Origin of the sequence: Mesorhizobium amorphae (genome assembly GCF_014843845.1) — a bacterium.
GTDB classification, from domain to species: domain Bacteria; phylum Pseudomonadota; class Alphaproteobacteria; order Rhizobiales; family Rhizobiaceae; genus Mesorhizobium; species Mesorhizobium amorphae_A.
In genome coordinates this window covers 148,167-168,879 of record NZ_JHQS01000008.1, presented here as the reverse complement: position 1 = coordinate 168,879, position 20,713 = coordinate 148,167, and the positions used below count along the sequence as shown (strand labels likewise).

At 62.9% G+C, this 20,713-nt stretch carries 23 protein-coding genes; 9 read left to right on the top strand and 14 right to left on the bottom strand.

The window, feature by feature from the left end; genetic code table 11:
- Window positions 1–2: 2 nt before the first annotated feature.
- On the bottom strand, window positions 3–677 hold the full coding sequence (locus tag DH08_RS04875; protein WP_192178160.1) for an ArsR/SmtB family transcription factor: 675 nt from the start codon (window positions 675–677) through the stop codon (window positions 3–5).
- A gap of 180 nt (window positions 678–857) precedes the next feature.
- On the opposite strand from DH08_RS04875, the gene DH08_RS04870 reads away from it, so the two are divergent.
- Together DH08_RS04870 and DH08_RS04865 are read left to right on the top strand one after the other, a co-directional pair.
- Window positions 858–1,190 carry an NIPSNAP family protein gene (locus DH08_RS04870; protein ID WP_192178159.1) on the top strand — a complete coding sequence of 111 codons (333 nt, stop codon included), beginning with the start codon at window positions 858–860 and terminating at the stop codon, window positions 1,188–1,190.
- Window positions 1,187–1,531: an antibiotic biosynthesis monooxygenase gene (locus DH08_RS04865; RefSeq protein WP_192178158.1), complete on the top strand. Its 345-nt coding sequence runs from the start codon at window positions 1,187–1,189 to the stop codon at window positions 1,529–1,531. The genes DH08_RS04870 and DH08_RS04865 overlap by 4 nt, the downstream gene beginning before the upstream one ends.
- Window positions 1,532–1,538: 7 nt before the next feature.
- Here the strand turns inward: DH08_RS04865 and mbfA are convergent, their stop codons facing one another.
- Entirely contained in the window at window positions 1,539–2,522 is a 984-nt protein-coding gene (mbfA, locus tag DH08_RS04860; RefSeq protein WP_192178157.1) for an iron exporter MbfA, read from the bottom strand.
- A gap of 172 nt (window positions 2,523–2,694) precedes the next feature.
- On the opposite strand from mbfA, the gene DH08_RS04855 reads away from it, so the two are divergent.
- On the top strand, window positions 2,695–3,018 hold the full coding sequence (locus DH08_RS04855; protein ID WP_192178156.1) for a hypothetical protein: 324 nt from the start codon (window positions 2,695–2,697) through the stop codon (window positions 3,016–3,018).
- A gap of 214 nt (window positions 3,019–3,232) precedes the next feature.
- Window positions 3,233–4,216, top strand: coding sequence for a threonine/serine dehydratase family protein (locus DH08_RS04850; RefSeq protein ID WP_192178155.1), 984 nt, complete (start codon window positions 3,233–3,235; stop codon window positions 4,214–4,216).
- On the opposite strand, the gene DH08_RS04845 is transcribed toward DH08_RS04850, so the two are convergent.
- Genes DH08_RS04845 through DH08_RS04830 form a run of 4 tightly spaced genes read right to left on the bottom strand, consistent with a single transcriptional unit; the run spans window position 4,217 to window position 7,921 of the window.
- A complete protein-coding gene (locus tag DH08_RS04845) occupies window positions 4,217–5,353 on the bottom strand; it encodes an ABC transporter permease (RefSeq protein ID WP_192178154.1) in 1,137 nt (378 codons plus the stop codon). It abuts the gene before it with no gap.
- Complete coding sequence (locus DH08_RS04840) at window positions 5,350–6,270, bottom strand: ABC transporter ATP-binding protein (RefSeq protein WP_192178153.1); 921 nt, start codon at window positions 6,268–6,270, stop codon at window positions 5,350–5,352. The genes DH08_RS04845 and DH08_RS04840 overlap by 4 nt, the downstream gene beginning before the upstream one ends.
- Complete coding sequence (locus DH08_RS04835) at window positions 6,267–7,220, bottom strand: HlyD family secretion protein (RefSeq protein WP_192178152.1); 954 nt, start codon at window positions 7,218–7,220, stop codon at window positions 6,267–6,269. The genes DH08_RS04840 and DH08_RS04835 overlap by 4 nt, the downstream gene beginning before the upstream one ends.
- Complete coding sequence (locus DH08_RS04830) at window positions 7,217–7,921, bottom strand: CerR family C-terminal domain-containing protein (protein WP_192178151.1); 705 nt, start codon at window positions 7,919–7,921, stop codon at window positions 7,217–7,219. The genes DH08_RS04835 and DH08_RS04830 overlap by 4 nt, the downstream gene beginning before the upstream one ends.
- A gap of 91 nt (window positions 7,922–8,012) precedes the next feature.
- Here DH08_RS04830 and DH08_RS04825 point away from each other — a divergent pair, with 91 nt between their 5' ends.
- Genes DH08_RS04825 through DH08_RS04815 form a run of 3 tightly spaced genes read left to right on the top strand, consistent with a single transcriptional unit; the run spans window position 8,013 to window position 10,296 of the window.
- Window positions 8,013–8,486, top strand: a complete 474-nt coding sequence (locus DH08_RS04825; protein ID WP_192178150.1) for a CYTH domain-containing protein — start codon at window positions 8,013–8,015, stop codon at window positions 8,484–8,486.
- Window positions 8,483–9,427 (top strand): CHAD domain-containing protein, encoded by a 945-nt coding sequence (locus DH08_RS04820; protein WP_192178149.1) that lies wholly within the window; start codon window positions 8,483–8,485, stop codon window positions 9,425–9,427. The genes DH08_RS04825 and DH08_RS04820 overlap by 4 nt, the downstream gene beginning before the upstream one ends.
- A gap of 41 nt (window positions 9,428–9,468) precedes the next feature.
- Window positions 9,469–10,296 (top strand): C40 family peptidase, encoded by an 828-nt coding sequence (locus DH08_RS04815; protein ID WP_192178148.1) that lies wholly within the window; start codon window positions 9,469–9,471, stop codon window positions 10,294–10,296.
- Between the two features lie 69 nt (window positions 10,297–10,365).
- On the opposite strand, the gene DH08_RS04810 is transcribed toward DH08_RS04815, so the two are convergent.
- Window positions 10,366–11,556, bottom strand: coding sequence for an adenylate/guanylate cyclase domain-containing protein (locus tag DH08_RS04810; RefSeq protein ID WP_345892345.1), 1,191 nt, complete (start codon window positions 11,554–11,556; stop codon window positions 10,366–10,368).
- A gap of 375 nt (window positions 11,557–11,931) precedes the next feature.
- On the bottom strand, window positions 11,932–12,732 hold the full coding sequence (locus DH08_RS04805; protein WP_192178146.1) for a helix-turn-helix domain-containing protein: 801 nt from the start codon (window positions 12,730–12,732) through the stop codon (window positions 11,932–11,934).
- A gap of 113 nt (window positions 12,733–12,845) precedes the next feature.
- Between DH08_RS04805 and DH08_RS04800 the strand changes: the two genes are divergently transcribed.
- Window positions 12,846–13,703, top strand: a complete 858-nt coding sequence (locus DH08_RS04800) for an SMP-30/gluconolactonase/LRE family protein (RefSeq protein ID WP_192178145.1) — start codon at window positions 12,846–12,848, stop codon at window positions 13,701–13,703.
- Between the two features lie 547 nt (window positions 13,704–14,250).
- On the opposite strand, the gene DH08_RS04795 is transcribed toward DH08_RS04800, so the two are convergent.
- The 6 genes from DH08_RS04795 to DH08_RS04770 all read right to left on the bottom strand — a co-directional run bounded on the left by DH08_RS04795 (window position 14,251) and on the right by DH08_RS04770 (window position 19,455).
- A complete protein-coding gene (locus DH08_RS04795) occupies window positions 14,251–14,535 on the bottom strand; it encodes a MurR/RpiR family transcriptional regulator (RefSeq protein WP_210328534.1) in 285 nt (94 codons plus the stop codon).
- Window positions 14,536–14,565: 30 nt separating this feature from the next.
- Window positions 14,566–15,582 carry a Gfo/Idh/MocA family oxidoreductase gene (locus DH08_RS04790; protein ID WP_192178143.1) on the bottom strand — a complete coding sequence of 339 codons (1,017 nt, stop codon included), beginning with the start codon at window positions 15,580–15,582 and terminating at the stop codon, window positions 14,566–14,568.
- A gap of 34 nt (window positions 15,583–15,616) precedes the next feature.
- Window positions 15,617–16,411, bottom strand: coding sequence for a hydroxypyruvate isomerase family protein (locus DH08_RS04785; RefSeq protein WP_192178142.1), 795 nt, complete (start codon window positions 16,409–16,411; stop codon window positions 15,617–15,619).
- A 78-nt stretch (window positions 16,412–16,489) separates the two neighbouring features.
- On the bottom strand, window positions 16,490–17,278 hold the full coding sequence (locus DH08_RS04780) for an ATP-binding cassette domain-containing protein (protein ID WP_010909826.1): 789 nt from the start codon (window positions 17,276–17,278) through the stop codon (window positions 16,490–16,492).
- Complete coding sequence (locus DH08_RS04775; RefSeq protein ID WP_010909827.1) at window positions 17,278–18,399, bottom strand: ABC transporter permease; 1,122 nt, start codon at window positions 18,397–18,399, stop codon at window positions 17,278–17,280. Before DH08_RS04775 ends, DH08_RS04780 begins: the two co-directional genes overlap by 1 nt.
- A 105-nt stretch (window positions 18,400–18,504) precedes the next feature.
- Window positions 18,505–19,455: a sugar ABC transporter substrate-binding protein gene (locus DH08_RS04770; protein ID WP_192178141.1), complete on the bottom strand. Its 951-nt coding sequence runs from the start codon at window positions 19,453–19,455 to the stop codon at window positions 18,505–18,507.
- A gap of 178 nt (window positions 19,456–19,633) precedes the next feature.
- Here DH08_RS04770 and DH08_RS04765 point away from each other — a divergent pair, with 178 nt between their 5' ends.
- Window positions 19,634–20,629, top strand: a complete 996-nt coding sequence (locus tag DH08_RS04765; protein ID WP_184872203.1) for a LacI family DNA-binding transcriptional regulator — start codon at window positions 19,634–19,636, stop codon at window positions 20,627–20,629.
- The last annotated feature ends 84 nt before the right edge of the window (window positions 20,630–20,713 follow it).

Here is a 20,713-nt window from a genome sequence, read left to right as displayed (position 1 = left end):
CGTCAGGCCAAAAACACCTTCTCGAACGCCTGCTTGCCCGTCGGTGAAAACACCACCGCGCGGCTGTCCTTTTCGCGCCGCGCCCATTTTTCGGCGAGGATCTTGTCGAGGATCGCTGCCCCCAGCGTACCGGCAAGGTGCGAGCGCCGCACGCTCCAGTCGAGGCAGGCGCGGCAGACCGGCCGGCGCGCCTTGGCCTCGACATCGATGCCGAGCGCGGCGAAATGCGAGGCGGCCGACGGCCCGAGGCGGATTTCCTTGTCGTCGCGAACCAGAACGTTCCTGTCGACGAGGCGGTCGAGCATCGCCACCGCCTGCTCGCCGGCGAGATGGTCGTAGCAGACGCGCGCCACGCGCATGGCCGCGTCGCGCGGGCCCGGCCGCACCCGCTTGGGACCGACGGCTTCCGCGACGCCGGTGATCGCCTCGATCATGCCGGCCACTTGCGGGCCGGCGAGGCCGTAGTAGCGGTGCCGCCCCTGGCTGGCCAAAGTCAGCAAGCCGCCCTCCATTAGTTTCGACAGATGCGACGAGGCGGTCGGCAGCGACACGCCGGCCTCCAGCGCCAGTTCGCTCGCCGTCAGCGCCGTGCCGCCCATCAGCGCGGAGAGCATGTTTGCTCGCGCCGGATCGCCGACCAGGCTGGCGATGCGGGCTATGTCGGGTCCTTCACGCATAGTTTCATCTCCATCGAAGCATCCTCGCGAGAAAACCACTATCCTGCGATCAGATCAAGGAGATGGCGATGACCGCCACAACGCTCCTGACATCGAATTGCCTAGCACAGGCAAGCGCGCAATGTTTCGACCATGCTCGAAGTGTCGCCGTAACAGACCCAAGCCGACGAGGAGACGAAAATGACCATCACCTGTTTCATCCGCTACGAGATCGACCCGTTCGGCAAGGCGGCATTCGAGGAATATGCGCGCAACTGGGGGCAGGTCATCCCGCGCTGCGGCGCCGACCTGATCGGCTATTTCGCGCCGCATGAAGGCTCGGCCACCACCGCCTATGCCGCCTACAACATCGAAAGCCTCGCGGCCTACGAAGCCTACCGCGCCAGGCTTGCCGCCGATCCGGCCGGCAAGGCAAACTACGAACTCGCGAAGCGGGAAAAATTCATCCTGAAGGAGGATCGCATGTTCCTGAAGCTCGCCTCCGGGCCGCACGCCAAATTGGTGCTGCCGTGATCGCCGTCATCTTCGAGGTCGAGCCGGCGGCGGGCCGGCGCGACGCCTATCTCGGCATCGCCGCCGAACTGCGCCCGCTGCTCGACGGCATCGACGGCTTCATCTCGATCGAGCGGTTCCAGAGCCTGGTTGATCCGAACCGCGTCCTGTCGCTGTCGTTCTGGCGCGACGAGGACGCGGTCAAGGCCTGGCGCAACACGGAGGAACACAGGCAGGCGCAGAAGGCCGGCCGTGGCGGAATCTTTGCCGGCTATCGTCTGCGCATCGCCCACGTCGTGCGTGATTATGGACTGACTGAGAGGGCTGAGGCGCCGGAGGATAGCCGGGCGGTGAATGGTTGAAGGATTGCTAGGCATTCCCGATCAGCACGCCCGCCGCGAACACCAGCGCGCCGCCCAGCACCACCTGGAAGGCGGCGCGCCAGAATGGCGTTTGCATATAGCGGTTCTGCACGAAGGCGATCGCCCACAATTCGAAGAACACCACCACGGCCGCTACCGCGGTCGCCGTCCAGAAGAGCGGGATGAGATAGGGCAGCGCATGGCCCAGGCCGCCCAGCGTCGTCATGATGCCGACGGTCAGCCCGCGCTTCACCGGCGAGCCGCGGCCCGACAGTTTGCCGTCGTCGGAGGCCACCTCGGTAAAACCCATCGAGATGCCGGCGCCGATCGAGGCGGCAAGCCCGACCAGGAAAGTCTGGAACGTGTCGTGCGTGGCAAACGCCGCGGCGAAGATCGGCGCCAGCGTCGACACCGACCCGTCCATCAGCCCGGCCAGTCCCGGCTGCACATAGGTCAGGATGAACTGGCGCTGCTCTGCGCTCGCCTCCTCGTCCTTGACCTCGCCCGGCACATGTTCCTGTTCAAGCTGGTGTGCCGAGCTCTCATGGCCCTGTTCGGCCGCAGCCAGATCGTCGAGCAGCTTTCGGGTCGAGGCGTCGGCGGTGCGCTTGGCCGCCTCGACATAGAACAGATAGGCCTGCCGCTCCATCGCCTCGGCCTGCCGGCGGACAGTGTCGATACCGAGCGGCCTGACCAGCCAGTCGGGCTTGCGCTCGTAATAGCCCTTCACATGCTCGCGCCGGATCAACGGGATGCGCTCGCCGAAGCGTTTTCTATAAAGCTCGATCAGCGAGTCGCGGTGGCCGTCTTCCTCTTCCGCCATCGCCTCGAACACCTTGGCCGATTGCGGAAAGCTCTCCGCCAGCCCGTCGGCATAGGCGCGGTAGATGCGCCCGTCATCCTCCTCGGACGAGATGGCCAGCGCCAGGATCTCCTGCTCCGACAGCGAATCGAAAGAACGGCGACCGAAGCCGAAGACACGTGAAAGCATGAGGAAGTCACCCTAGATTAGAATAGTTCTAAACTATGGTTTCATCCGTTGCTGGTCAATCGCGATCGCCCGGGGTTCAAAAAATGTTGAACCGAACAGTTGCCACGAGGTCTTCATTATTGGCGAATGTTCACCTATATAGCCGAACCCAAGCCAAACAAAGGAATCACGGATGACTGAAAAGCCGCACGCGCACCCTTTTGACCCAAAGCCCGTCCTCGATCTCATCGCCAGCATCGAGGCCGACCTGCAGCGCCTCAAAGGCCTGGTCGAGCAGCAGGTCGAGAAATTCGACCCCGCCAACCCGCACAACAAGACCCCCGACGGCAAGCTGACCGAGGAAGGCGTCGAATGCTGCTACCGCATGTTCGACGACGGCAAGTCGCGCTATTCGGTCGCCCAGCAGATGAAGATCTCCTTCGCCGCCGCCACCCATCGCTTCAACGCCTGGCGCAAGGCCGGCGGAGCCAAACGGCGGAAGACACTTTTGGGATGAACGGTCGGTTCGCGGCAAGACTGGTGATGGGCGAAACCACCGGCGACAGCGTCCTTCTCCCCGTTTACGGGGAGAAAATGGCGGCAGCCAGATGAGGGGCAGCGCTGCCCGCGTGTCAGGACTCTCCAAACTTTGTAACGGTCACATTTTTTCGTTGGCGCCCGGCATGGCTTCCCGTGCACGATAGTGAGATCATTTTTCTGCAAGGTTTGCCATGAACACACCCACCCTTCCCGGCATCGCCGACATCCGCAGCGCCGCAGCAAAACTCTCCGGCCTGATCGTCGAAACGCCATTGATCGAATCGCAAGAGCTCAACAAGCGTTTCGGCGGCCGCATCCTGTTCAAGCCGGAGACGCTGCAGCGCACCGGGTCGTTCAAGTTCCGCGGCGCCTACAACAAGCTGTCGTCGCTCACCGAGGAGGAACGCAGCCGCGGCGTCGTCGCCTTTTCGTCGGGCAACCACGCGCAAGGCGTGGCCGCCTCGGCGGCGATGTTCGGCGTCAAGGCGATCATCGCCATGCCGGCCGACGCGCCGGCGATGAAGATCGCCAATGTCCGCAAGATGGGCGCCGAGGTGGTGCATTTCGATCGCGTCCGCGAGGACCGCATGACTGTCGTTCGCCCCTACGTCGAACAGGGCATGGTTCTTGTGCCGCCCTACGACGATCCCAGGATCATCGCCGGCCAGGGCACGATAGGCCTCGAACTTGTACGCCAGGCAAAGGCGCTTGGCGCGAGCCTCGACGCGGTCGTCATCCCGTGCGGTGGCGGCGGCCTCTCCAGCGGCATTTCGATCGCGGTCAAGGACGCTTCGCCGGGCACCTCGGTCTGGGGGGTGGAGCCCGAGCATTTCGACGACCCCCGCCGCTCGCTGGCCAAGGGCGCCAGGGTGATGAACGAGCCCGGTCATCAATCGATCTGCGATGCACTTCTCGTCGCCGAGCCGGGCGCGATCACCTTCGAGATCAACCGCAAAAACCTTTCCGGCGTCATTGCCGTCTCCGACCAGGCAACGCGACAGGCGATGCGTGACGCCATGGCCCATCTCAAGCTGGTCGTCGAGCCCGGCGGCAGCGTCGCGCTGGCGGCGCTGTCATCTGGCGAGATTGAGCTAAAAGGCAAATGCGTCGCCGTGGTGCTGTCGGGCGGCAATGTCGATTTCGGCACCTATGCGGAAATCATGGCTGCAGCTTGATCAGTCTAACGTTCGCCTGAACCGCACCAGCGCCACGCCGGCAAACAAAGCCACGAACACCACCAGCCAGCCGATCTCGGTCGCCACCGCCGGCAGCTCGGCGCCTTTCAGCATCACCGCGCGGATAATGCGCAAAAAATGCGTCAGCGGCAGGATCTCGCCGAAAAGCTGCGCCCAGTTAGGCATGCCGCGATAGGGGAACATGAAGCCGGACAGCATGATCGACGGCAGGAAGAAGAAGAAAGTCAGCTGCAGCGCCTGCATCTGCGTGCGGGCGATTGTCGAGATGGTGTAGCCGAGCAGCACCAGCGCCAGCACGAAGATCAGCACGGCGGTCAAGAGCAGCGACATCGAGCCGGTGAAGGGGATGGCGAACAGAAGTTTTGCCGCCGCCAGCACCACCACCACCTGCACCGCGCCGACCACCAGATAGGGCAACACCTTGCCCATCATGATCTCGAGCGGGCTGGAGGGCATCGCCAGAAGGTTCTCCATCGTGCCGCGCTCAGTCTCGCGCGTCAGCGCGATCGAGGTCATCATCACCATCGTCATCTGCAGGATGACGCCGAGCAGGCCGGGCACGATGTTGTATTGCGAAATGCCTTCGGGGTTGTAGCGCCGGTGCACCACCACTTCGAGCTGGCCCTTGGCGCTCTCGGCGGCGGCCTCCTGCATGCCGCGCGCCCGAAGCAGCGCCTGGTTGGCGACGGTGCCGAGCGTCGAGATGGCGCCGCTGGCCACGGCCGGGTCGGTGGCGTCGGCCTCGATCAGGATCTGCGGACTGTCGCCGCGCTCGACCCGGCGCGCGAAATCGGCGGGGATGGTGACGACGAAGGCGACGTCGCCGCGCGACATCAGGAACTCGGCTTCCTCGGCACTTCGCGCGACATGGTCGAAGCGATAATAGCCGGTGGTCTGCAGCGCCGAGACCATGGCCCGCGTATAGGGGTCGCTGCTTGTCGCCACCAGTGCGGCCGGCAGGCTTTTCGGGTCGTTGTTGATGGCATAGCCGAACAGCACCAGCTGCATCAGCGGCACGCCCAGCATCATGGCGAAGGTGATGCGGTCGCGCCGCATCTGGATGAACTCCTTGATCAGCAGCGCGCCGAGCCGGGCGAAGGAAAAGAGGCTGTTCATGCCATATTGTCCTTCGAGCCGGACATGAACTGGATGAAGACGTCCTCGAGGCTGGTCTCTCCCGGCGCCACCGTCACGCCCTTGTGCTTCTTCTCGATATCCGAGAGGGCCTTTTCGAGCGCCTTCCGGTCGGAGCCGACGACATGCAGCGTGGCACCGAACGGCGCCACCTGGTCGACGCCGGGCCGGCCCTGCAGCGCTTCGGCCACCTGGTCGAGGCGCGGGCCTTGCAGGACGAAGGTGGTCAGCCCGGCATTCTTCACCACCTCGTCCACCGTGCCGGTGGCCAGCATCTTGCCGTAGGAGATGTAGCTGATGCGGTGGCAGCGCTCGGCTTCGTCCATGTAATGGGTGGAGACCAGCACGGTCAGCCCGCCGCTCGCCAGCCGGTGGATCTCGTCCCAGAATTCTCGCCGCGCCTTCGGGTCTACGCCCGCGGTCGGCTCGTCGAGCAAAAGCAGCTTCGGCTTGTGCATGATGCAGGCCGCAAGCGCCAGCCGCTGCTTCCAGCCGCCCGACAGCGTGCCGGCCAGCTGGTTGCGGCGCGTGGTCAGGCCAAGCTCTTCCAGCGTCCGCGCCACATGGTCCTCCACCGGCTTCAGCCGGTAGAGCCGGGCCACGAATTCGAGGTTCTCGCCGATCGTCAGATCCTCGTAGAACGAGAACTTCTGCGTCATGTAGCCGACTTCGCGTTTGATACTGAGGCTGTCGGTGCGGATGTCGAAGCCGAGCACGGTGCCCTCTCCTTCGTCCGGTGTCAGCAGCCCGCACATGATGCGGATGGTCGTCGTCTTGCCCGAGCCGTTCGGCCCGAGGAAGCCGACGATCTCGCCCTCGGCCACCGTCATCGTCACATGGTCGACGACGGTCTTGTCGCCAAAGCGCTTGACCAGGCCATGGACGTCGATGGCGTTCATTTTGCGCCATCCGCCAGATCGACGTCGACGATCTGCCCGGGCTGCAGGGGCCCCGCATCGCCCTCCGGCCGCGCCTCGACCAGATAGACCAGCTTCTGCCGGTTCTCGAGCGAATAGATCACCGGCGGCGTGAACTCCGGATCGGGCGAGACATAGCTGACGCGCGCCTTCACATCCGGCCCGCAGCCGTCGCAATGGACGCCGAGCAGCGTGCCGACCTTGACGGATGAGAACGCGCTTTCCGGAATGTAGACGCTGAGCTTTACGGCGCCGTCCGGCAGCATCGAAATCACCGGCGCGGTTGGCCCGGCGGTGTCGCCCGGATTGCGGATCACGTCGTTGACGCGGCCGGGCGAGGGTGCGGCCAGCACGCGTTTGGACAGCCGCCATTGCGCTTGCTCCAGCGCCGACTGCGCCTGCTTGACCTGGTTGTCGGCAGCCTTGATCGTCTCGGCGCGCGCCGGCAGGCCGCCGACGGCGAGATTGGCCTCCGCCTGGCCGACCTGCGCATTGGCGGTCTCCAACGTCGCGGAGGCCGTGTCGTAATCGGCCTGCGTGCCGGTGCCGCGCTTGAACAGGTCGCTGGCGCGGTCGTATCTGCGCCTGGCGTCGGTGGCCTGAGCCTTGGCCATGTCGACTTGCGCCTTCAGCACCGCGATCTCTTCCGGGCGCTTGCCGACTTGCAAGTCAGCAAGTTGCGCCTCAGCCTGCGCGAGTGCCGCTTCCGCCTGCGCCACCGCGATCTTTGCGTCTGCGCTTTCCAGCGTCACCACCGGCGTACCCTCCGCGACACGGTCACCGCGTTTGACCGCGACCGTCGCGACTTGCGCCACCTCGATCGGCGCCAGCAGCACATAGTCGCCCTCGACATAGCCGACGGCTAAAGGTGCGGCCGGCGCGCAGGCGCCAAACAGCTGGGCGGCAAGCGGCAGCGAACAGAGAAAACTCATGATTTGCCCTCCTTGCGGGCGGCCGGACTATGGGCGGCGAGGATCGCGCCGAGATTGTCCGCCGTCACCGCCACCACCTTGGCGGCCTCGGCCTCGCCGATCTCGTTCCAGCCCATCCTGCGCATGACCGCCTCGCGGCCGATGCGGAAATAGATGACCTGGCCGATCAGCGTGAACACGGTGAGCCGGGTAGCCTCGCTTTCGGCCGCCTCGCCGGTCGCCTGTTCCCACACCTGGCAGAGCCGGCGATGCGTCGGCTCGAACACGCCGGCATAGATGCGATCGAGCGCCGCTGTCGGATGCGACAATTCCCTAAGTACGAATTGTACGATCTCGCCAGCCTGCGGGCTTGCCACGATGAAGCCCACCATCCGCTCCAGCGCGGTGAAGAGCTGCGCCCGTGCCGCCTCGGGAGTGGCCGGTGAGGCCGCCTGGGCCGCGCCGGTAGCCTGCCCGGCTATCACCTGGATGGTGTCGACGATATAGTCGGCGGCGGCGGCGCGCAGCCCTTCCTTGCCGCCGAAGTGGTAGGCGATGGAGCCTATATTGGCTTTCGCCTCGGCCGCGATCTCGCGTGTCGAAGTGCCGTCGAAGCCTTGCCGCCCGAACAGCTTGAGTGCCGCATGCACCAGTGCAGCGCGTGTCTGGTCGGCAGGCGAAGCTTCGCGAAGCAAAGGTTTGGCGCTCGGTTTCTTGCTCATCAGACGTATTTAATCAATCGATTGATTAAAGTCAAATTGATTCTCAGCTTCGACTTGCCATCTCGGGGCGCCCGCGCTTTAGTGCCCGGCCATGGGCAAGGAAGTCGAGCGCAAATTCCTGGTCTCCGGCGCCGCCTGGCGTGAGCTGGTCGAGGCGGATATCCGGATTCGACAATTTTACCTTGCCGCGGCGCCCGGCCGCACGGTACGCGTGCGCATCAGCAACGGCACCTCTGCCGAACTGACACTGAAATTCGGCAGCAAGGCGCGCGAGCGCGACGAGTTCGAATATCCGATCCCGCTGGCCGAGGCCGAGGAGATGAGGGCGTTCGCCATCGGACGTGTCATCGAGAAGACACGCCACCATGTTAGGCATCGCGGCTATCTCTATGAAGTCGATGTCTTCGGCGGAATGCTGGCGGGGCTTGTGGTCGCTGAACTCGAGACGCCGGAAGACGTGCCGGACGAAATGCTGCCAGATTGGCTCGGCCGGGAAGTCACCGGCGAGCACAGGTTCTACAACGCGTCGCTCGCCCTTGGGGGGATTCCGGAGATCGCCGCATGAGCTTTCGCATAGACCCGCGCCTGCCGCTGACCGGCGAGGTCAGGCGCATCCTGGCCGAGGAAATCGGCAAGGCGCTTGGCCATCTTGATACGGCACGCGAGAAGCCGGAACAGGGGCTGCACAAGTCCCGCAAACGGCTGAAGAGCGTGCGTGCCTTGCTTCGCTTGGTTCGTTCCGGGGACGAACCGTTCTGCCAGACCGAAAACCAATGCTACAAGCAGGTGTCGGCCCTGCTCGCCGGCCCGCGCGAGGCGACGGCGCTGATCGAGACCATCGATCGGCTTGCGACGAGCTTTCCCGAGCAGAGCGCCGGTGGTGGCCTCGATCCCGTCCGTGACAGGTTGGTGCTGCGCCAGCATGACCTGCATGGCGGTGCCGGCCTCGACGCCGCAATCGGCGCTGCTGCGGCGGCTTGCCGAGAGGGCCTCGAACGCGTGGAAAGGCTGGTCCTGCCCGACCAGCCGGAACAGGCCGCCGATATCCTCGCCGACGGCGCCCGCGCCACCTTGCGCCGGGCTCGCAAGGCGCTGGACAAGGCAGGCTCCCGCGGCGCGGCCGAAGATTTCCACGATTTGCGCAAGGCGGCCAAGACCCACAGCATGCATCTGTCGCTGCTCGGCCGGCTGTGGCCGACGCCGATCAAGGCCAGGCGCAAGGCGGTCGACGAACTGGGCGAGCAGCTGGGCGACCTGCACGACGTGTTCGTCATGCGCGCGCTTCTCGATGCCGATGGTGAGCCACTCGGTTCGCCGGAGGACACAAAGCTTCTCGCCAAGCTGCTGAAGCGCTCGGAAAAGAGCCTGAGAAAGACCTGCCTCGCCGACGCGGCCGAATTGTTCGGCGACAACCCCAAGCGGTCGACAAAAAAGCTCGCCCGCAAGGTGCGCGAAGACCTGGCCGGCGCGGCCCAGGAAAATGCTGGCTTGCCCGTCGCCGGCTGATCATGGTCCACACCGCCGGTCTGTGCTAATCGCCATCTACGATGACCGCGCCCGCCGAAACGCTTCTCGATCGCCTTGGCCGCTGGCTTGCCGGCCGGCTTCAGGATGAATCCTCCGGCTACGAGCCGTACACGCCGTCCGACGCCGAAACGCTGCGGCGCACGCTCCAGCCCGGCGACATCCTGCTCATCGAGGGCAACCAAAAGATTTCGGCGGTCATCAAGTATTTGACGCAGTCGACCTGGTCGCACGCGGCCTTCTATGTCGGCGACGCCCTGGCGGAACCCGAGGACGGGTCGGAGCGGCGGCGCCTGATCGAGGTCACCCTCGGCGAGGGTTGCGTCGCCGTGCCGCTGTCGCGCTACCGCACCTACAACACCCGTATCTGCCGGGCGAGCGGCCTGGCGCCGGAAGACCGCGACAAGGTCGTCGCCTTCATGATCGGCAAGCTCGGGTTGAAATACGATCTCAAGAACATTTTCGACATGCTGCGCTTTTTCCTGCCGACGCCGCCGGTGCCGGTTCGCTGGCGCCGCCGCATGCTGGCCTTCGGCTCCGGCGACCCGACGCGAGCGATCTGCTCGACGCTGATTGCCGAGGCTTATGGCCAGATACGCTATCCGATCCTGCCCGAGGTCACGCGCGCGCCCGGCCGCGCTTCGGCGCAGTCGAGCTATATGCGCCGGGAAATCCTGCACATCCGCCACCACTCACTCTACACGCCGCGCGACTTCGACCTGTCGCCCTTCTTCCGCATCGTCAAGCCGACACTGGAATATGGTTTCGACTACCGGGCGGTGACATGGGACGATAAGGCAAGCACAGACGCCGCAGCCGCGAAGGCTGGCGCAATCGCCTCAGACACGTGATGGCTTTCGGGCTTGGCCCGGACATGCCCCTATCCGGCTGTGGCGCGGGCGTTTACATGGCGACCTACATCATGCCGAAACCGCGATAGCGCCCTGGTTTTCGGCTCTGTGTTCGACCCAGACATGGACCGGTTCGTCCCGGCCGCGGATGCTCACCGGTCCATGATCGCGCGCATTCAACTGTGTCGTGGGCGATTCCGCCTTCGCGGCCTCAATCAGTCGTGATCCAAAGCAAATATTCGCGTGAAGCTCACGGCAGAGCGCCTGCAAACGGCTGGCGACGTTGACGGTGTCGCCCACCACCGCGAAGGACAGATTGCGCTCGCTGCCGACCGCACCGATGACGACTGCGCCATATTGTGCACCGATCCGAACGTCCAGCGACGGGTATCCCCTGGACACCCGCTGCACATTCCAGTTTTCGAGAGCGGCGATCATCGCTTCAGCGCACTGGATGGCCCGAGTCGCGTCGTCATGGCTGGCTTGCGGAACCCCGAATGTCGCCATGATGCAATCGCCGATATAGTTGTCGACGGTGCCATTGTGGTCGAAAACGACCTGTTCCATGCGACGGTGGAACTGACGCAGAAGTTCGAACACTGCTTCGGCCGGATGATCCTCGGAATAGTGTGTGAAGCCGACAATGTCGGCGAACAGCACCGCGATGTCCTGCCGGCGGACCGGGCCGAAGGGCTCGTCATCGCTGGCGAGCTGGTCGACTACATTGGGCGAAAAATGCCGGGCGAGATTGGCGCGGGCGCGCTCTGCCTTGACATAGTCTTCTGACAGATGTCGGGAACGAGAGACGACCAGCGCCATGATCGCGCCGATAATCAGCACGACCAACACGTTGGTCGCCTGCGCGAATGTATCGACGAAATTGGGGTTAAGATAGAGGTTCAGTCGCTCTGTCACCGGTAGCGAATAGAGGTTCGTCGCCGGAATGACGGTTCCCGGATGAAAAATCACCCATCCCACGCCTATCGCCCACGTCAAGGCAGCGAGCGCGCCGAGATAGAGTGCCAATCGTGTCGAAAGGGTCAGCGCGCCAAGGCATACGAAAATCAGCAGGAATTTGAAGCTACCCTCGCGCAGTTGCATCGCGGCCGGCGCGACCTCCAGGGAAAACGGGTTGGGCGTTATCAGCAGAACGGTCAACAGAACGATGTCCAGCGTACCGACGAGGTACCCGATCCACCATGGAGCCGTGCGACGGCGCGCAAAGAGAAACTGGATCAGGCCGACGAGCTGGAACAGCACCAGGCCCGCCAGCACGAAGAGCAGCGAGGCATCCCAGCGGCTGATCAATGAAAAGAAGCAGGAGATCGCAGCGAGCGATGCCGTACGCGCCCAGAACTGCAATGCAGCACCCTGGCGTTCTGCGCGCGCCCGCAAATTTTTCAGGCGCGAAAAGCGGCGAAGCTCAAGTGTTGGCGCGCTCGGCATGGGATCACTTCGATTTCACGGGGACGCGTCACGCATTCGGCAAACCCGCCCTCTACAATCTCGCAAATCAGTGCGCGAACTCTATCATGAATGTGGTTTCATTTTTGAAACGCGGCTGAAAAGAGCAAAAACGTCCAGACAAGAGATCTTGGTGAAAACCAAAGCAGGACAGGCGGAGGCTTGGCCGTGTCAGGCCGGCAAAGGACGGCGTCCCTTTGCAGCAGCGGCGGGCCGGTCGGAAGCACCGGCATCCCTAGGGTGCGGGCCAACCGGCATGATCGCCGGAAAGGGCGTCGCGCCGAACGCAAAGGTCCATTTGTAGCCGATAAGCGCGTCTTCGGGCGTCGTGTGCTGGTCGTGATGAGCCAGCAGCTTTGCGCGCTCCGCCAGTTCCTCCGCCTCGCGTCTGACCATCTCGGCCGTCTCCGGCCGCATCCGCCGGGAGAAACTGACGAATGTCGCCTCACGCTGCAGATGGTTGATCGCCCAGCCGATGAAATTCTTGTTGGTCGCCTCGAACAGTGGCCTGAGCGGGCCTTCGAAATTCCACTGGATCGGCGTCTCGACCAGCAGCCTCGTTGAAAGGCCGCGGCCGAGCGCGACCAGTCCGAGCTCCTCGAGGTCGCGCAGATAGAGGAACATCGAAGCTTCGCTCAGGCCTTGCGAGCGCATGATGCCTTCGGGCGTGAATTTCTCCGACAGCATGATGAAGACGAACAGCAGCGCCGGCCGGCTCGCGAGCTTGCGCTCGATCTCCGGCGCCACGTGGTTGGCCGGCCCCGGCCCCCGGTTCATCGCGCCCAGCACGTTCTCCAGCTCGACCTCGGCAGCGGTGCAGATCTCCACCAGACGGTCGAGCTTGCAGTTGCGCTCATGGAAGATGCGCTTCACCGTCGGCTCGGAGACGCCCATGCGCTCGGCCAGCATGCGATAGGTGAGGCCTTTCGCCTTCAGCGTCCGCTTCAGCGCCTCGAAGATCGGGCCGTTCATGGAATGCACCTCTTTCGCGCGATTTCGTATCGATCTTCGATACTAGCGCCAAGAGACCTTCCGGAAAAGTATCGAAAAACCTAGCTCTTCTCCGTCACCACAGGAGACTAGCCATGAAGACCCTCATCATTTCGACCTTTATCGCCATCGTCGGCATTGCGACGGTGCCTGCCCAGGCCGGCGAAATCTGGCGCGCTTCCGGCTTCGAGCAGCCGGAATCCGCACTCTTCGATGCCGCCAACCAGCGCATCATCGTCTCCAACATCGTCGGCAATCCCGGCGCCGCCGACGGCAATGGTTATCTGTCGGTGCTGTCGCTGGACGGCAAGATCGTCACCCAACACTGGACCGACGGCATGGACGCGCCCAAGGGCATGGCGATTTCGGGCACAAAGCTCTACGTCGCCGACATCACCAAGGTCCGCGTCGTCGACCTCGCCAGCGGCAAACTTTTGTCGAGCATCGACGTGCCGAAAGCCGTCTTCCTCAACGACATGACCGCCGATGCCTCCGGCAAGGCCTACATCACCGACATGCTGGCCGACACGATCTACCGCATCGATGGCGACCGGCCGGAGCTGTTCGTCAAGGATGCCGCCCTTGCTTCGCCCAACGGCGTCTTCGCCGATGGAGGCAGGCTGATCGTCGCGTCCTGGGGCAAGGGCATCAAGCCCGATTTCAGCACCGCCGAACCCGGCGGCCTGCTCGCGGTCGATCTCGTGACCAAGGCGGTCACGCCGCTGCCCGGTGCGCAAAAATTCGCCGACCTCGACGGCGTCATCGCCATCGGCGACAGCATCTATGCCACCGCCTACATGACCGGCACGCTCTACCGCTATCATGAGGGCGGTGCGCCGGAGGTGATCGCGACCTTCAAGCCGGGCAGCGCCGACATCGGCACCGACGGCAAGTCGACCATCTACGTGCCGTTGATGAATGAGGGCGAGGTGGCGGCGCTGAGCCTCGATTGAAAGCCGAGGTCTCGGGGCCGATCTACGAAACTTCCACCTTTCGCCAGAAGCGGTCATCCGCTGCCAGTTCTCGAGTGACCGCAGTGGGGCCGGAAACGGAACGACCGCTTTGGAGGAATTGCTTCCAACAGCCGACAGGCAGTTTCCGTGCCCTAGCCTATCGAGCAGCAACGCACCTCAATTTTTGCGGCTAAGACAGACAGCGACTGAATCTGACTACCGCCGCTGACTATTTAATATTTAAGCTGAAACTGGCACACGGCAGGAGTCGAACCTGTGATCTCCGCATTCGGAGGGCAAGTCACTCCTACCCTAGATTTCATAGGGAGGACGGGCTCGCTTCGCCAACCGCAGCAGCGAAGCCGGAACAGGTAGCTCGATGAGTGGGCTGAAAGACTGGAGCGCTCTCCCGCTACCAAAATTCAGATAAGCTATCGAAATATATAGTAAAATATGCGCAATTTGGTAGCGCTCTCGGACAAAATTCCTCAATAATTTCAATGCTGCACGACTGACGCTGACCGATCCATCCCTGCATTGGTTGGAGCTAACCAGCCTTCAGGCTTGTTGCCTTCCGTAGGTGCAGCCGAAAAAAACCCCTGAAGTCTCGAAAATCGGCGAAACCGAGGCCCGTAGCGGCGCGCACCACCGTAGAGGGCGAGACGGAGCATTCGGCGGCAATCGAGCCGACGGTGCCAAAAGCTATCACGTCTGGCTTCGCCAGTGCCATCCGAGCAACTTGTTCCTGCTGCTCCGGAAGTGTGATCGTCCGTGAGGCAATCATGCCTTTGAGTTCGCTCACGTCGCTTGGTCGTTTGATGGCCTCGTGCATGACCACACTCCTCTGTAGCTCCAGAAGCTTCTATCGCAGCGGAATGGCTTGCTTCTTCGAGACGGACTCGATGCAGGCAAGCGCAATTTTTAGAGCGTTGCGCGCGTCCTCGCCCGTCGGTCCTTCAACTTTGCAGGTACGAGAGGCTCGAACGAACGAGGCGAGCTGCGCCGTGTAGCCTTGGACGAAATGGTCGGTGTCGCGGCGCCAGGTATCGTTCGACAGGCCGTTCTTGTCGAAGAGCGTCATGCTGGAGCGACGAACGTCGCCCATGGTCACCATGCCGCCGGAGCCGAAGACCTCGCCGCGGATGTCATAGCCGTAGAGTGCCGAGAAGTTTGCTTCGGCGACGGCAACGGAGCCGTTGTCGAACCGGACTGTGACTACCGCTGTGTCAAGGAAGCCGTTTTCCCTGAAATCCGGCCGCACTAAAGCGTCGGCTACAGCAGACACCTCTACCGGCTGCGCGCCCGGATTGAGCCACAACAGCGTGTCGAAGTCGTGGATGAGCGTCTCGTAGAAGATGGTCCAGAGTGGGATCCGCGCCGGATCGGCGCCGAACGGGCCTGGATCGCGCGTGAGAGAGCGAAGGAGCTGCGGCGTCCCGACTTTCCCGGCATCAATCGCTGCTCGCCCCTCAGCAAAGGCCTGATCCCAGCGCCGGTTGAAGCCCACCTGAAGAGGGACCCCGGCCGAACCCGCCGCGGCGATTGCCCGGTCGGCATCCTCCAGGGTCAATGCCATCGGCTTCTCGCAAAAGATCGCCTTGCCTGCTTCGGCGGCCTGCACGAGGACGTTCGTATGGAACCGCGCGGGAGTGGCTATAATCACCGCCTCGAGCCCCGGATGAGAGAGGAGATCGGCCGTATCCGTGTAGGCGCTTTCGACGCCGAGCTTCTCAGCGAGGTTGGACGCCGCATCCGGCGCAGGATCAGCGATACCAACGAGATCTGCACCGACGAGGCGGCACGCGACGGTCTCACCGTGGAAAGAACCGATGCGACCGGCGCCGATGAGTCCGACACTGACAGGCTTATTCTTGGGCATTCGAGCAATCCTAAAAAAGGGTTGGAGAGGTAAGTCAGACCGTGAAGGCCTCGCGGAAGGCTTCGAGCGCGGCGTCGGGATCGCCGGCGGCCCAGGCTTCCATGCCGACAGGGCCGGAATAATCCATTGCCTTCAGGGCTTTGGCGACACCACGCCAGTTAATCTCGCCGGTGCCGGGTTCGCAGCGGCCCGGAACGTCCGCCACCTGGATCTCGCCGATCCAGGGCAGGCACTTGCGGCAGAGTTCGATCAAATTCCCCTCGCCGATCTGGGCGTGGTAGAGATCGAGGTTCAGGCGAAGTCGCGCATGGCCGATGCTCGACACCAGGGCGAGCGTGTCCTCGGCACGGCCAAAGGGCACGCCTGGGTGGTCGACCGGCAGGTTGAGATTTTCAAGCGTGAAGGTGACACCTTCCTGCTCGGCTAGGTCGACGACGCGGCAGAGCGTGTCACGCGCCTTCAGCCACATCGCACCGGTGACGACTTCGATGGGCTGAACTGGGAGGCCCCTGTCCCCAAGCCCCGTGCCGTGCAGGTTGAGGCGCTGCACCCCGAGGCGCTTGCCAACCTGTGCGGTCTCGCGGGCCGTTCTGATCAGTTCGGCCGCACCTTCATCATCGGTCAGACGGCCCGCAAGATAGCCGTTCATGATCGTGAAGGTCGCTCCGGTCGCCTCGAGCTTGGCGAGATCGTGCTCCGGCCAATTCCAGAGGCCGACGCCGAAGCCCATCTCCCTGAGGCGCGAGGCACGCCATTCGATCGGCTTGTCGCGCCACAGCATCTCGGCGCAGGCTGCGAGGGGAAAGGGAGCGGTCGTGGATGCACTCATTGGCGGTTCTCGAATTGTGGGTATGACGATGAGTGGTGCGGCGCGATTGCGCCGCACCGACATGTGAAAAGCTCTCGATCAGATCGTTCCGCCGAGTTCCTCTGAGAGCGACTGCAGCTCCTTGCCGCCTGCCATCAGGTTCTGGAGCTCGTCGATGCCGATCTGATCTTTCCTATAAGTGCCGAGCGTCTTGCCGCGATTGAGCACCGTGAAGCGGTCGCCGACGGCATAGGCGTGACGGACATTGTGGGTGATGAAGATCACGCCGAGACCCTTGTTGCGGACCTGGCCGATGTACTTCAGCACCATGGAGGTCTGGGCAACGCCAAGAGCGGAAGTCGGCTCGTCCAGGATGAGGACCTTGGCGCCGAAATAAACCGCGCGGGCGATCGCAACACACTGACGCTCGCCGCCTGAAAGCGTTCCAACGGCCTGCTGAGGGTCGCGCACGTCGATGCCGATCCTGTGCATCTCGTCTCGTGTGACGTTGTCGGCGTGCTCCATGTCCATGCGTTTGAAAGGCCCGAAACCGACCACGGGCTCGCGCCCCATGAAGAAGTTGCGGGTCACCGACATCAGCGGGATCATGGCGAGGTCCTGATAAACGGTGGCAATGCCGGCATCGAGGGCATCGCGCGGTCCCGCAAAGAGCCGGGGCTGCCCCTCGACCAGGAATTGTCCGGACGTCGGCTTGTGCACGCCGGCAAGCGTGTTGATCAGCGTCGACTTGCCGGCGCCGTTATCGCCCAGCAAGCAGAGCACCTCATGCGCATTCACGCTCATCGACACACCGTTCAGCGCAATGACCGAGCCGAAATGCTTGACGATGTCCTTGACCTCAATGAGGGGCGTTTGGGACGTGGCCATCAGCGTTCTCCCGTTACGCGCTTGCGGATGACATTGTTGAAAATCACCGCGATCAGCAGCATGCCGCCGAGAAAGACGAGGTACCAATCCTGGTCGATCGAGGTGTAGGTCAGTCCGATCAGAACCATGCCGAACACGATCGATCCGAAGAAGGCGCCGATTGCCGAGCCATAGCCGCCGGTCAGCAGGCACCCGCCGATGACGGCAGCGATGATCGCCTCGAACTCCTTCTGGAAGCCGCGGCGGGCGTCGGTCGAGCCAGCATCGAGAACTGTAAGGATGGCAACCAGCGTGGCGCAGAGCGCGGTGATCACGAAGAGCGTCGTCTTTACCCGCGCAACCGGCACGGCGGATTTGCGGGCAGCGCGCGGATCGCCGCCGGCTGCAAAAATCCAGTTGCCAAAACGCGTCCGCAACAGGACCCACGTCGCGAGCAGGGCGATCGCTATGAACCACAAAATCTCGACGGGAATGCCCGGCACTTTCGGAGCGCCGCTCGGAAATGCCTCGATGATGCCTTTCTCGGCGAGCCACGAGAACAGGCTGGAAAAGGCGTCGCCCGAAAAGAACGGCGCCAGCGGGCTGCCGGCGGCAGCCTCCTTCATGCCGCGAAGCTGGGTGGAGCCGCCGCTCGCCCATTTTAGGCCGACCAGGGTCAGCCCGCGCAGGATGAACAAGAACGCCAGCGTGACGATGAAGGACGGCAGGCCGGTGCGCATCGTGATCTGCGCGTTGGTGACGCCGATGAAGACGGCGAAGGCGACGGCAACCAGGATCGCAACGCTGAGCGGCACATGCCAAACGACGAGCGCGGTGCCGAAGACCAGCCCGGCAAAAGCCACCATCGATCCGATCGAGAGATCAAATTCGCCGCCGATCATCAGTAAAGCCGCGCCGATGGCAAGAATGCCGAGTTGGGCGGCCGGTGCCATGAAATTCATGATGCCGGCCAGCGTGAACATCGCCGGATTTGCGGTGAAGAAGAAAAAGATGGTCACGAGCACCAGGCCTGCAACAGCGCCGAGTTCGGGGCGCCGCAGGAGCGCGGTCATCGTCGAGACTTTCTTCAGTCGCTCATCGGAGTGACTTGTGGCCGTGCTCTGTTCTTTGGTCAGAGTCATTGTTTCCTCCCGATTTTTATCAAGCTCAAGCCGTACAGACGCGGTCTTCCGGTCCTGCACGAAGATTGAGCGGTCCCCGCCGAAGTGAGGACCGCCCGGCTCTCCTTAGCGGATGCCCTGGGAGGATTTCTCAATGACGGAAGCGGCCGTGTCCTTCTCGACGAAGCTCGGACCGGAGGGCACATTGCCAGCGGGGATCGTACCGTAGCGGGCATAGAGCGCGAGGAACGTCACCGGCAGATAGCCTTGCAGGTAGGGCTGCTGATCGACCGCGAACAAAGCCTTGCCGTCGGCAACCGCCTTCAGGAAGCCCGCCGACAGGTCATAGGAGGCTACCTTCACCTTGTCGCCGACGCCCATCTTCTCGACGACTGCGACCGCAGGCTCGCCGACGAGCGGGGCCGAGAGACCGAGCACCACGTCGATCGACGGATCGGATGTGAGTGCGGCCTGGATCTTCGCTTCGATTTCGGCCGGATCGGCCGATGTCGGCAGCACGGTCACCTTGCCGCCCTCAAAACCCTTTTCGGTGCCGGCGCAACGCTGGTCGAGAGCGGCATTGCCCACTTCCTGGTTGACGCAGAGAACGTGCTTCAGGCCGAGGGATTTCAATTTCTCGCCGACCTTGATGCCCGCTGGGCCTTCGTCCTGACCAACATGCAGCTTGATGCCGAGCTTCTCTGCCGCCGAGATGCCTGAATTCATCGAAATCACCGGAATGCCGGCCGCGACAGCCTTCTCGATTGCCGGACCGAGCGCATCCGGGTCAGGGTCCGAGATGACGATGCCGGCAGGCTTCTGATTAGCGGCAGCCTCGATCAGTTGGCCCATTGCCACCATGTCGAAGGTTTCCGGAGCCCGATAGTCGACTTTGACATTGCTGTCCTTCCCGGCCTGCATCATCCCGTTCTTCACGATGGACCAGAATGGATCTGACGCCTGTCCGTGGGTGACCGCGATGATGGAAATATCCTCAGCTCTGGCGCTGATGGCCACTGAAGCTGCTGCACCGAGGATGACGGCACCGACTGCGAGTCTCTTTAGAATGGATTTCATCTGCTCCTCCTAACGTTGCCGTCTCCTCCTGAGGCGGCAAAAAAGCGAATGCTACCGGGTGCAAAAGTGTTTGCTACCGGGTGCAAACGCGTGCATCATAGCTTTTGATACGCTAAAAGCAAGCGTTCATTTCACGGAATCAGAAAATGGAATGGACGTTTCATTTTGTGGAGGCTTCATGAGAAGGCGGGCAACGGCGAAGAACGTGGCAGATGCGGCCGGCGTCTCAAAATGGACAGTTATCCGTGCGTTCACGCCGGGCGCATCGATTACCGAGGAGAGCAAACGTAGGGTTCTGCAGGCTGCAGCGGCGCTTAACTACTCGCCGAACCTCCTCGCCCGCAGCTTGGCCACCAATCTCACGCATCAGGTGGCGGTCTTCGTCGACGACTTTGCCAACCCTCAGAAGTTGCCCTTCCTGGAGACTTTGACCGATCGGCTGCAGGCTGAAGGGCTGGTCGCCATGCTGATCAACATCAACAATCACTTCGATCATGTGCGTGCCCTGCTCAACGCGGATCAGCGCCAGGTCGATGCCATCATCATGTTCGGCACTGCTTTTCGCAGCGAAACGTTGAATGACAGGCGGCTGGGCCGGAGCATGCCGCCGATGTTCGTGCTGGCAAGGGACAGCCAGATCGATGGCGTGCCTGCCGTTGTCTGTGACGCCGAGCTGGCATTGAAGGAGATCGTCGATCATCTTTATGAAAAGGGATACCGGCGTCCGGGCTTCATGGCTGGGGCGCCGGCCCTCTCCACGGCGCTCAGGCGCCGGCATCATTTCATCGATTTCTGGAAACAGAAGGGTGTAGACGAGACCGCGGTGATATCGGCGGAAAGGTATAGCGCGCAGGCCGGAGCAGAATCCGTTCGCCACTATCTTCAGAATACGGACGCCAAGGATAGGGTCGACGTCCTCATGTGCGAGAACGACATCCTGGCCATCGGCGCGCTTGACGAAATCCGCGGGCAGTTTGGCTTGCGTGTGCCGCAGGACATGGCCGTCATCGGCTTCGACAATTACGAGCTGGGCGGAGCATCGGTCTATGGCCTTTCCACATACGAGCAGCCGAAGGACGAAATGGTTGAGGTTGTCATCGAGATGATAACCGGGCGGCTGCCCCCTGAGACTGTCACACTGCCGGGAAAGCTCATCGTCAGGAATTCTGCCTGAGCCACTTCTCAGAGCCAATCGGGGACACGGCGAACGTTGTCCTGCCGAGGCCTCTCAGTTCCAATCGAACATTATGCAGGGAAT